The organism is Halobaculum saliterrae, from assembly GCF_009831625.1.
Taxonomy (GTDB): Archaea; Halobacteriota; Halobacteria; order Halobacteriales; family Haloferacaceae; genus Halobaculum; species Halobaculum saliterrae.
Window position 1 is genome coordinate 271593 of sequence record NZ_WUUS01000005.1, and the last position, 12312, is coordinate 283904.

Below are 12312 nucleotides of genomic sequence, written 5' to 3' on the forward strand. Positions count from 1 at the left end.
GTCAGCTCGGCGTATGGATCAGCGTCACCAGGTCCTCCTCGTCGGGAGCGTCGTCGTCCGGGACCGCGACCGACTCCGGGTATCGCTCGAAGCCCGCCGACTCGTAGAACGGCACCAGCCCCTCGCGACAGAGGAGGACCGGGTTCACGTCGTCGAGGCGCTCGTGGTCCGTGAGCACGTCCAGAAGCCTCCGACCGACCCCGTCGCCGCGGCGGTCCGTGGCGACGACGACGTCGTAGACGCGGGCGTAGTAGACGAAGTCCGTGAGGACGCGGGCGGCGGCGACCAACTCGTCGCCGTCGCGGAGGCCGAGCGCCAGGTCCGTGTTCGCCAGCGCGCGCGCCACGTCCTCGCGCTCGCGCTCGTCCCACCAGCCGTACTCCCGGTGGAGCGCGAGGAGTTCCTCCGTGTCGTCGCCGTCGAGTTCGACGGGCCTGAGTGTCACGACCGCGACTTCCGCGGCGGCGGCCGTAAGCGTTGGCGACGCACGGTACCCGATGACACGCCGGGGAAACGTCCTTGTCGGCGGCGAGGGTTCCTCCGGCTGTGAACGCCGAACGTCGCTCCCGGGTCGCCACTCGATCCCGCGCCCAGCGGCGCGTCGACGTCCCGTCTCCGCCGCGTGGCGCGTAGCCACGCATCCACTTCTCCACGCTACCGGGCCGGTCAACCCGAGCCCCTCGCGCTCTCACCGAGCCCCGGACCGATCGCACCGAGTTTAAGACGGCAGTCCGATATCCACGAGTATGAGCGAACACGAGTCCCCCGACTCCGGCGACGACGACCAGGAGTTGGGGATCACGAAGTCGAAGGAGTACGAGACCGGCGAGTGGTACGCCGAGGTGGTCCAGAAGGCGCAGCTGGCGAGTTACGCGCCCGAGGGGATGTCCGGGTTCATCATCACCCGACCGCGGGGGTACGAGCTGTGGGAGCGCCTGCAGGGATTCCTCGACGCGAAGTTCAAGGACACCGGGGTGCAGAACGCCTACTTCCCGATGTTCATCCCCGAGTCGTACCTCGAGGCCGAGAAGGACATCGTCGAGGGGTTCGACCCCGAGGTCGCGTGGGTGACCCACGGCGGTCACGACGAACTGGAGGAGCGCCTCGCGGTCCGTCCCACCTCCGAGTCGATCATCACGCCCTACATCAGTCAATGGGTGCGGAGCCACCGCGACCTCCCCCTGCGGGTGAACCAGTGGTGCTCGGTGGTGCGCTGGGAGGCGACGGAGACGAAGCCGTTCTTCCGCACGAAGGAGTTCCTCTGGCAGGAGGGCCACACCGCCCACGCCGACCGCGACGGGGCATGGGACGAGACGATGACCCGGCTCGACCAGTACGAGTCGGTGTACGAGGACTTCCTCGCCATCCCCGTCCTTCGGGGTCAGAAGCCCGACCACGACAAGTTCCCCGGCGCCGACACCACCACGACGGTCGAGGCGCTGATGCCCGACGGCAAGTCCGTCCAGGGCGGCACCTCCCACTACCTCGGGACGAGCTTCGCGGAGGCGTTCGACATCACCTTCTCCGACGAGGACGAGGCGGAGCGAACGGCACACACGACCTCGTGGGGGCTGTCGTGGCGAGCGCTCGGCGCGCTGATCATGACACACTCCGACGACCAGGGGCTCGTCTTGCCTCCCACGGTCGCGCCTACGCAGGTGGCGATCGTTCCCATCTGGCAGGAGGACACCAGAGGCGAGGTGCTGGAGTACGCCGAGGGCGTCGCCGAGGAACTCGAGGACGCGGGGATCCGCGTCGAGCTCGACGACCGCGACACGCGCAATCCCGGCTTCAAGTTCAACGAGCACGAACTCAACGGCGTCCCCGTCCGCTTCGAGATCGGCCCCTACGAGGTCGAGGACGACGAGGTCACGGTCGTGCACCGCCCCGACGGCGAGGAGTCGACCGTCGACCGCGACGGCGTCGCCGAGGCGACCCGCGAGCACCTCGACGAGGTGTACGCGAAGCTGTACGCCGCCGCCGAGGAGAACCTCGCAGGCGAGGTGCGGGAGGCCGACTCCCGTAACGAGATCCTCGGCACCATCGGCCAGCACGGCGGCTACGTGAAGGCGCCGTGGTGCGGCGACGAGACCTGCGAGGAGGCGATCAAAGAGCAGATCGCCGCCGAGATCGTCATGGTCCCGTTCGAGGAGGACGACGAGCGTCGGGGCACCGACCACGACGACACCTGCGCCGTCTGCGACGACGACGCGACGCGGACCGCGTACTTCGCGAAGTCGTACTGAGGTCGCCGCCCCGTCGTCCCGACAGCCGTGATCGTATCGGGCCCTTTGACCGCCCTTGGTGCCGTGATCGCCCCCACCGACCGCTCGTTTCGCGACGGCGTTCGATTGTCAACGAAACGAATCATAACTCGTGTTCGAGTCACAGTACGCCGTCCAGCGATCGGGATCGTTCACGGTCGTTCGAGAGGATACGGTTGTCCTATAATATCCTAATATGGCAATAACACACCCTTAGCCGTTTAGGGTCAACCCTTTATCGGGGCCACGAGAACCGGCATCCATGACTGAGCCGGACGCGTCGGCGCACGTCGGGGGCCTGGCGGACCCCAGTGACGTGCGCTCGAACTGTGGCGTGGGGGCCGTCGTCGACCTGGACGGCGGGCGATCACACGAAGTAGTATCGGACGCACTCGACCTGCTGGAGAACCTTGAACACCGTGGCACGACGGGCGCGGAACAGAACACCGGCGACGGCGCCGGCATCATGATCGAGCGGCCCGACGAGTTCTTCGAGGCCGTCGTCGGCGACCTTCCGGAACGGTACGCGGTTGGCTCGGTGTTCATGCCGTTCGACGACGCGGCGCGCGAGGACCTGCGGGCGCTGTTCGAGTCGACGCTCGCGGAGTACGACCTCGAGGTGTTCGCGTGGCGCGACGTGCCGACCGACGCCGACGCCGCGGATCTGGGGGAGACGGCGCTGGAGTCCGAGCCTGACGTGTGGCAGGCGTTCGTCGCGCCGGCCGACGGCGCGGACCTCGACGAGGAGACGTTCGACCGCCGACTCTACGTGGCGCGACGGGCGCTCGAGTCGGCCGTCGAGGGCGTCGACGGCGGCGAGCGCTTCTACGTCTGCTCGCTGGACCGACAGCGTCTCGTCTACAAGGGGTTGCTGAAGGCGGATCAACTCCCAGCCTACTACCCCGATCTGAGCGACGGACGCCTCGACACCGGCGTCGCGCTGGTGCACGCCCGGTTCTCGACGAACACGCTGGGCGCGTGGCACCTCGCGCACCCGTACCGCAACATCGTCCACAACGGCGAGTTCAACACCATTCAGGGCAACGTCAACTGGATGCGAGCGCGGCAGTCGGACCTCGCCGACGGGGGGTTCACCGACGAGGAGCTCGACGCGGTCCGGCCGGTCATCTCCGACCCGAACCAGTCGGACACGGCGTCGGTCGACGAGACGCTCGACCTCCTGCTCAACGGCGGGCGAGAGCTCCCGCACGCGCTGCGGATGATGATCCCCGAGGCGTACCGCAAGGACGACGCGATGAGCGAGGCTCGGCGCGACTTCTACGACTACCACGCCTCGCTGGTCGAGCCGTGGGACGGGCCCGCGCTCGTCATCGGCTTCGACGGCGACCGCGTCGCCGGCGTGCTCGACCGCAACGGCCTCCGCCCGTGTCGCTACGACGTGACGACCGACAACCGCCTCGTGATGGGCAGCGAGGTCGGCGCGCTGGAGCACGACCCGAGCGAGGTGCGCGAGCGCGGACGACTCCGCCCGGGCGAGACGTTCGTGGCCGACCGCACCGAGGGGCGCGTCCTCGACGACGAGGAGGTGTTCGCCGACCTCACCGAGGAGCGGTACGGCGAGTGGGTCGACGCCGAACAGCGCGACCTGTCCGACGTGACCGCCGAGGCGGAACCGAGCCCGGAGACGGGGCCCGACGACGACCTGCGGAGCAGGCAGGCGGCCTTCGGCTACACCACCGACCAGCTCAATCACCTCATCGGCCCGATGGCCGAACAGGGGAAGGACCCCGTCGGATCGATGGGCGACGACACGCCCCTCTCGGTGCTCTCGGAGTTCGACCGTCCGCTGTTCACCTACTTCAAGCAGCTGTTCGCGCAGGTGTCGAACCCGCCGATCGACTACATCCGCGAGGAGCTTGTCACCTCCCTCGAGACGCGGCTGGGTCCCCAGCGCAACCTCCTCGGGTCGACGCCCGAGCACGCCCGTCAGGTCGTCAACGACTCCCCAGTCGTCACCGAGGAGGAGACCGCGACCCTCCGTGATCTCGGGGAGGCGACCGACGGATCGCTCACGTCGGTCACGCTCGACATCACGTACGATCCGGACGGGGACCTGGAGACGGCCGTCGAGGACCTCAGGGCGGCGGCCGCCGAGGCGGTCCGCGACGGCGCAGACGTGCTCGTGCTCTCGGACCGCGAGATGGGTCCCGAGCGCCTGCACGTGCCGAGCCTGCTGGCGACGGGCGCGGTCCACCACCACCTCGTTCGCGAGGGACTGCGCGCGCGCGCCGGGCTCGTCGTCGAGTCGGGCGACCCCCGCGAGGTTCACCACGTGGCGTGTCTCGTCGGCTACGGCGCCGGCGCAGTGTGTCCGTATCTCGCGTACGACACGGTCCGCGACATCGTCGCCGGCCCCGACGGCGCCGACGAGGGGAAGGCGCTGCGGGCGTACCGCGACGCCCTGGAGATGGGGCTGCTGAAGACGATGGCGAAGATGGGCATCTCGACGGTCGAGTCGTATCAGGGCGCGCAGATCTTCGAGGCGGTCGGCCTCGACTCGGGCCTCGTCCGCGAGTACTTCGAGGGCACCGAGATCCGGACCGAGGGGATCGGCCTCCCGGAGATCGAGTCCGACCTGCGCGAGCGCTACGAGATCGGCTTCGGGGAGGACCCCGAACTGGAGACGCAGGGGGAGTACGAGCACCGCTCCTCGGGCATCAAACACGGCTGGAACCCCCACTCGGTGAACGCCCTCCACACCGCCGTCCGCGAGGGCGACCGCGAGGCGTGGGACGAGTTCGCGGAGCAGGTGAACGACCCCGACACGCCCGCGGAGCTTCGGAACCTGTTGGATATCTCCTCCGACCGCGACCCGGTGCCGGTCGAGGAGGTCGAGCCGGTCGAGGAGATCGTCGAGCGCTTCTCGACGGCCGCGATGAGCCTCGGGAGCCTCTCGCCGGAGCAACACGAGAACAACGCGGTCGCGATGAACCGGATCGGGGCGAAGTCCAACACCGGCGAGGGCGGCGAGCCGCCCGAGCGGTTCGGAACCGAACGGGGGTGCAGCGTGAAGCAGGTCGCCTCCGGACGCTTCGGCGTCACCTCGAACTACCTCGCGAACGCCGAGGAGATCCAGATCAAGATGGCGCAGGGCTCGAAGCCCGGCGAGGGCGGGCACCTCCCCGGATCGAAGGTGAACGAGTACATCGCTCAGGTGCGCTACTCCACGCCCGGCGTCGGCCTCATCTCGCCGCCGCCGCTGCACGACATCTACTCCATCGAGGACCTGAAGCAGCTGATATACGACCTGAAGGCCGCCAACCCGGACGCCGACGTCAACGTGAAGCTCGTCTCCGAGGCCGGCATCGGCACCATCGCCGCCGGGGTGGCGAAGGCGGAGGCGGACATCGTCCACATCTCCGGCCACTCCGGCGGGACGGGCGCGTCGCCGAAGACCTCGATCAAGAACGCCGGGCTCCCATGGGAGCTCGGCGTCGCGGAGGCGAACCAGATGCTGCGTGCGACGGGGTTGCGCGACCGGATCACCGTCTCGGCCGACGGCGGCCTGAAGACCGGTCGGGACGTGGCGGTCGCGGCCCTGCTGGGCGCCGAGGAGTTCGCCTTCGGGACGGCCTCGATGGTCTCCTCGGGCTGCGTGATGGCCCGGCAGTGCCACCAGAACACCTGCCCGGTCGGCGTCGCCACCCAGCGCGAGGACCTGCGCGACCGCTTCCCCGGAGAGCCCGAGCACGTCATCAACTACATGGCCTTCATCGCGCAGGAGCTGCGCGAGATCATGGCCGATCTGGGGTTCACCGCGGTCGACGAGCTGGTCGGACGCGTCGACTGCCTCTCCCAGCGCGAGATCGATCACCCGAAGGCGAGCAAGCTCGACCTCTCGGCGCTCATCGCCGAGCCGAGCGACGACGGGCCGCGTCACAAGGTGCGCGAGCAGGAGCACCCCGACCTCGCGGACGCGCTCGACTGGGAGCTGCTCGACGAACTGGGCGACGGCGTCGAGACGGGCGAGCCCGCCGCGCTCGCTGTCGACGTCGACAACACCGACCGCGCGATCGGCGCCACCCTGTCCAACCGAATCTCGCAGGCGCACGGCGAGGACGGTCTCCCCGCGGGCACGCTGGACCTCGACTTCCGCGGGGAGGCGGGGCAGTCGTTCGGCGCGTTCCTCGCCTCGGGCGTGGACGCCCACCTCGTCGGCGCCGCCAACGACTACGTCGGCAAGGGCCTCTCGGGCGGCACGGTCGTCGTGCAGACGCCCGAGGACGCCGGCTTCGAGGCCGACGAGAACGTCCTCGTCGGCAACGTCGCGCTGTACGGCGCGACCGACGGCGAGGCGTACGTGAACGGCGTCGCCGGCGAACGCTTCGGCGTCCGCAACTCCGGCGTGAAGGCCGTCGTCGAGGGCGTCGGCGACCACGGCTGCGAGTACATGACCGGCGGCGTCGTCGCGGTGCTGGGCGAGGTCGGCCGCAACTTCGCGGCGGGCATGTCCGGCGGCGTCGCGTACGTCCACGACCCCGACGACGAACTGGCCGCGAAGACGAACAAGGGGATGGTGAGCCTCTCCGAGGAGTTGACCGATCAGGACGAGGCGATGCTGCGCCGGCTGGTCGAGAACCACCTCGCGCGCACCGACAGCGACCGCGCGCGCGAGCTGCTCGACGACTGGGAGTCGGTCGTCGGCGAGTTCACGCGCGTGCTCCCCGACGCCTACGCGGAGGTCATCGCGGAGGGCCGCGGCGACGACGTGCGCGAGCAGCTCCCCGACGTCGCCGAGGCCGGCGCCGCGACCGCGGAGTTCGGGGCGGGCGTCGTGGGCGACGACTGAGGCGGAACGCGAACGCGGCATCCACGGTGACGATTCGACGGCCGTCCATCCCGACAAGACCGAACTTAACCGGGATGCCGTCCAAACCCGTCCATGGACAGCCTCAATCGCATGGCGGTGGAGCTGGTCGACGAGGCACTCGATTTCGTCGACGAACTCAATCTCGCGGCCTACGAGCTCGACTCCGGCGCGACGGTCGTCGACTTTGGCGTCGACGCCGACGGCGGCATCGAGGCGGGACTGTTGCTCGCGGAGATACAGACCGCCGGACTGGCGACCCTCCAGACCGGGATGGGTCGCGTCGACGGCTCGCCCACCCCCCACGTCGAGTTGACGACGGACCATCCGGGCGTCGCGCTGCTCGGGTCACAGAAGGCCGGGTGGGAACTGGAGACGGAGCACTTCTCGGGGCTCGGCTCCGGGCCCGCCCGCGCGCTCGTGGGCGAGGAACGGGAGTTTCAGGCGCTGGGCTACTACGACGAGTTCGACCTCACCGTCCTCTGCGTGGAGAGCGCGACGCTCCCCGACGACGAGGTGGTCGCCGAGGTCGCCGAACGTGCGAACGTGAACGAGCAGGCCGTCTACCTCCCGACGACGGCGCTGGGCTCGACGGCCGGGAGCGTGACCGCGGCCGCGCGCGCCGCCGAACTCGCCGTCTTCCGGCTGTTCGAGCTGGGATACGATCCCGAGCTCATCGAGTCGGCCGCCGGTTCGGCGCCGGTGGCGCCCGTCAGCTACGACGAGACCGAGGCGATGGGCCGGACGAACGACGCGCTCGCGTACGGCGGCGAGGTCCACCTCACCGTCGCCGAGGACTTCGACCGCTTCGACGAGGTGCCCTCCAGCGCGGCCGACGAGTTCGGCCGTCCGTTCGCGGAGGTCTTCGCGGACGCGGACTACGACTTCTACGAGATCGACGAGTCGGTGTTCGCGCCCGCCGCGGTCACCGTCGACGTGCTCGACGGGCCGACGTACGCGCTGGGCGAGACCCGGGAGGACCTGCTCGCGGCGTCGTTCGACTACCAGTGAACCGCCGCGGGCGATGAAGTTCAAACTCGTCCCCGAGGCGCCCGAGACGGTCGCGTTCGTCGCGGACGCGCAGGCCGCGGTGCCGATGGTCCCCGGCAGCGAGGACGACTGCTGTGCCCGGCTGATGCGGCGACTGGGGTTCCGCTCGCGCGACGTGGCCCGCACGTGGCTCACGTTCCTCCGCGCCCTCGGGCTCGCCGAGGAGACCGACGACGGCTTCAAGCGACTCCCCGCTGACCCGACGCCGGCGTACGTGCGCGATCGCTTCCTGTCGGGCGTGTACGGCGCCGGCGACGTCGCCGACGCGCTTCTCGCAGCGGGGGGAGCGACAGGCAACTCCGACGAGGGCGGCGGCGGCCTCACCGTCGACGAGGCGTTCGCGGCGTTCGTCGACCGCGTGCCGAACTGGGAGCGATTCCGGACGAACGACTGGGAGTCGGTGTGGCGCGAGCGTGTCGGGCGTCACTTGGCGTGGTTCGTGCTGCTGGGTCTCGCGGAGGAACGCGACGGCGCGTACGTCGCGACGGGGATCCTCCGAGACCTCCGCGAGAACTCGGACGGCGACAGCGATATGTGAGGGAGACGACGATGCGTGAGAACGTGAACCCGCCGAGACTCGCAGCCCCGTTGGCCGACGCAGCGGGGATCACGTTCGACCTCGACGACACGCTCGTCTCCTATCGGCGGTCGCCGGGTGAGGTGCTCGCGGGCGCCTTCGATGCCGTCGGCGTCGACCCGGTGTTCCCGGTGGAGGCGTACTACGACCGCTTCGCCGAGTTCAACGACCGGACAGACTCGATGGCGGAACTCCGTGCGGAATGCTTCGCCGCGCTCTGCGAGGAGCGCGGCCGCGACTCGGACCTCGGCCGCGCGGTGGCGCGGGCGTTCGCCGAAGAGCGCGATCACACGAACGTGACGTGGTTACCGGGGGCACGGGACCTACTGGACGCGCTCGACGAACACGGGACCCCGTACGCCGTCGTGACGAACGGTCCGCCGGACGCGCAGGCCGCGAAATCTCGGTCGGTGGGCCTCGATGAACGTGCGGCCGAGGTGGTGTTCGCGGGCCACGACGCGCCAGCGAAGCCCGACCCGAGAGCGTTCGATGCCGGACTGTCAGCGCTCGGCGTCCTCGCCAGCGACGCGGTTCACGTCGGCGACTCCCCCGAGTCGGACGCGGCGGGCGCACTCGCGGCCGGGATGGAGGCCGTCGTGGTCGGCGACCGCGACCCGCTCCCGGGTGGAGCGATCAGGGTGTCGTCGTTGCGGGCGCTGAGACGGGGCGATACCGGCCACAGAGACGCAAGCTGACAGGCTGTTCGTGGAGCCGTCCGCAGAATCATCGAACACTTATCCGCCCCCCGTGACGACGCCACCGTGCCGCTGAAGCGATACGGCGTCGGCGACGACCTCTCGGTGATCGGCCGATGGGCCGACGGGTTCTCGTGGGTCGCCCACCCCGACGAGGAGTTCGAGCGGACGAGTCACGCGATCGCCGTCGGCGCGGACGATGGCGGCGACGGAGACGACTGTGCGGTCTGGCTCGTCGACCCGATCGACGCGGACGGACTCGACGCCGAGATCGCCGAATTCGGGTCCGTCGCCGGGGTTCTCGTACTGAGCGACAATCACTGTCGCCATGCCGCGCGGGTGGCTGACCGCCACGGCGTTCGGGTGTTCGTTCACGAGCATCTCGGCGACCTCGCGGTCGACGCGGAGACGACCGAATTCACCGGTGGCCCCGCCGCCACCGGCTTCCGTACCGTGCCGGTCGTGAGTCGGCTCTGGCGGGAGGTCGCGCTCTACCATCCCGGGCAAGCAACGCTCGTCGTCGGGGACGCGCTGACCACGATGGACTCACACACGAACCCGGGGGAGCGGCTGGCGGTGATGCCGCACCTCCGTCTGGTACCTCCGACGGGTGCGCTCGGCGGACTCCCAGTGAATCGGGTCCTCGTCGGTCACGGGTCCGGTGTCCACCGAAACGCCGCGGACGCCCTGAAACGGGCGCTCGGAGGGGCCAGACGGGGCGCGCCGCGGGCCATTCTCGGGACCCTCCCGGAACTAGTCAGGAACGCCTACGTAACCCTGCGCGACTGAACGCGGTCGCCGCCGGACAGACGGTGTCGGCACTCACTCGTCTGCGTAGGTCACGCCCGTGACGGTGCCGACGCCCTTGCTCTGTCCCTCCCGGAAGACGAACCGCTGGCCCTCCTCGACGAGGTACGGCTGGAACTTGAACCGGACCTCCGTCTCGCCGGTGTCCCCGGGGAGCAGGCGACCGCCCTCCGGACGGAAGACGGCCGCCTCGCTGACGGTCTCCAGATGGACGACCGGCTCGTACCCCTCCTGGATCCGGGTCGGGTGGTTGAGCACCATCACCTCGGCGTCGAACGAGCGGACCGGCCGCGGGTCGGTCCCCCGCGGTACCAGCGCCATCCCGCGCTGGACCTCCGACTCGTTCACGCCCTTGAGCGCGATGCCGACGATCCGGCCCGCGCGGGCCTTGTCGACGCGGTGGTAGTGCATCTCGATCGATCGCACCTCCACCTCGCGGAAGGTGCCGTCGGGCATCGGCCCGAGGAGCAACTCGTCGCCCGCCTCCACCTCCCCCGAGCGGATCGTGCCCGAGGCGACCGCGCCGACGCCCTTCACGTCGTACGAGCGGTCGACGTACATCCGGAAGTCGCCGTCGGCGTCGTTCTCGCGCTTCGGGAGGCGCTCCAGCATTCGATCGAGATCGCCCAGCCCGTGCTCCGTCACCGCCGAGGTCTGCAGCACGGGCACGACGCCGTCGCCGATCTCCTCGACGGCGGTCGCGACGCCGTGACGTTCCATCAACAGGGGAGTCTCGCCCACGTCCCGAAGCATGGACTCGACCTCCCGCTCGACCTCCAGCACGCGTTCCTCCGGCGGCGCGTCGACCTTCGTGATCGCGACGATCGTGGGCAGCTCCATCGCGAGCAGGATGCCGAGGTGTTCGCGGGTGGTCTTGGTCGGGCCGTCGTCGGCGGCGACCGTCAACAGCCCGTAGTCGAGCTTCTGCCCGACGAGCCCGCGGATCGTCGTTCGCAGCCACGGCTCGTGGCCGACGGTGTCGACGAACGAGACGAGGCGGTCGGCCTCCTCGACGACGCGCGCGCGGTCGGTCTTGCGGTCCGGGTTGTCCATGCGGACCGGGCCGTCGTCGTCGAAGCCGTAGACGCCGTAGCTGAGGTCCGCCGAGAGCCCCCGGTCCACCTCGTGGGGCTGTACGTCGAGATACGAGCGCGTCCCGCCCTCGCCGTCGTCGGCCTGTCCGGTGACGAGCGTGCCGACGAGCGTGGACTTGCCGTGGTCGACGTGGCCGGCGGTGCCGACGACGATGTGGTCGTCGTCCGCCTCGAAGGCGGCGCCCTCGCGGACCGTCGCGAGCCCGACGAGCCCCCCCTCGGCCTCCCCGTCGCCGACGCCCCACGTCTCCACCTCGTGGATGTGGGCGTCCGCCTCCTCGGCCAACAGCGAGAGCACGTCCATCGACTCCGAGAAGGCGGTCGGCGGGATGCCGGCGATGCCGCCGTCGTCGGTGACGCCGATCACGTACAGCGCCTCGCCATCGCCCGAGAGCACCCGGTGGCGAAGTTGCGCGGCCAGCGACTCCATGCGTCCCTCCGCGAGATGGACCTCCCGCGTGAGGCGGGTCTTGAACTCGACGTTCCCGCCCTCCTCCTCGCCGCGCTCGATGGTCCGTGTGAGCACGGCCCGGTCAGCGCCCATAGCCGACGGGTAGCGGTGGGCAGGTATAACGGTTTTCACGTGTATGTGACTCTATATCACAGTAGTTGACGGGTCTCCCGCGTCGGATCACGGTCGAGCGTGCGAGCGCACATCCGGTCGACCTCGCGGACACGCAGCGGTCGACCGTGCGGGAACGGGTCGGTCGAACGCGCACGGGCGCTCCGGGCGGTCCCGTCAGTCGTCCGTCAGGGTCTCGTAGGCTCGGTTCACCCGCTTGAACTCCTCCTCGTCGCCGCCGGAGTCCGGGTGCGTTTCCTTCACGCGGTCGCGGTAGGCGGCCTTCACCTCCGACTGGGAGGCGTCGGCGTCGACGCCGAGGGTCCGGCGCGCGTCGCCGGGCGGCATCCCCGAGTTCCCGGACATGGAGGCGCCGCCCGTCGGGCCGCGCCCGCGGGCTCGACCGCCCCGCCCGTCGGCGCCGCGCGGGCCGAC

Annotated in this window: 9 protein-coding genes; 6 read left to right on the forward strand and 3 right to left on the reverse strand. The window is 70.0% G+C overall.

Annotation, left to right across the window (positions count from 1 at the left end):
* Window position 1: 1 nt before the first annotated feature.
* Window positions 2-445: a GNAT family N-acetyltransferase gene (locus GRX01_RS09955; RefSeq protein WP_201289561.1), complete on the reverse strand. Its 444-nt coding sequence runs from the start codon at window positions 443-445 to the stop codon at window positions 2-4.
* 301 nt (window positions 446-746) lie between these two features.
* Between GRX01_RS09955 and proS the strand changes: the two genes are divergently transcribed.
* The 6 genes from proS to GRX01_RS09985 all read left to right on the forward strand — a co-directional run bounded on the left by proS (window position 747) and on the right by GRX01_RS09985 (window position 10203).
* The gene (gene proS / locus GRX01_RS09960; protein WP_159666486.1) at window positions 747-2246 is read left to right on the forward strand and encodes a proline--tRNA ligase; all 1500 of its coding nucleotides are present in this window, start codon (window positions 747-749) and stop codon (window positions 2244-2246) included.
* Between the two features lie 280 nt (window positions 2247-2526).
* Window positions 2527-7074, forward strand: a complete 4548-nt coding sequence (gene gltB, locus GRX01_RS09965) for a glutamate synthase large subunit (RefSeq protein ID WP_159666489.1) — start codon at window positions 2527-2529, stop codon at window positions 7072-7074.
* 93 nt (window positions 7075-7167) lie between these two features.
* On the forward strand, window positions 7168-8103 hold the full coding sequence (gene mch, locus GRX01_RS09970) for a methenyltetrahydromethanopterin cyclohydrolase (RefSeq protein WP_159666492.1): 936 nt from the start codon (window positions 7168-7170) through the stop codon (window positions 8101-8103).
* Between the two features lie 13 nt (window positions 8104-8116).
* Window positions 8117-8680, forward strand: a complete 564-nt coding sequence (locus GRX01_RS09975; protein ID WP_159666495.1) for a hypothetical protein — start codon at window positions 8117-8119, stop codon at window positions 8678-8680.
* Window positions 8681-8703: 23 nt separating this feature from the next.
* Window positions 8704-9414, forward strand: coding sequence for an HAD-IA family hydrolase (locus GRX01_RS09980; RefSeq protein WP_201289562.1), 711 nt, complete (start codon window positions 8704-8706; stop codon window positions 9412-9414).
* 66 nt (window positions 9415-9480) lie between these two features.
* Window positions 9481-10203, forward strand: a complete 723-nt coding sequence (locus GRX01_RS09985) for a hypothetical protein (protein ID WP_159666501.1) — start codon at window positions 9481-9483, stop codon at window positions 10201-10203.
* A gap of 33 nt (window positions 10204-10236) precedes the next feature.
* Here the strand turns inward: GRX01_RS09985 and GRX01_RS09990 are convergent, their stop codons facing one another.
* Together GRX01_RS09990 and GRX01_RS09995 are read right to left on the reverse strand one after the other, a co-directional pair.
* Window positions 10237-11859, reverse strand: coding sequence for a GTPBP1 family GTP-binding protein (locus tag GRX01_RS09990; RefSeq protein ID WP_159666504.1), 1623 nt, complete (start codon window positions 11857-11859; stop codon window positions 10237-10239).
* A 195-nt stretch (window positions 11860-12054) separates the two neighbouring features.
* Window positions 12055-12312 (reverse strand): J domain-containing protein (locus GRX01_RS09995; RefSeq protein ID WP_159666507.1); only part of this gene is annotated, 258 nt, incomplete at its 5' end.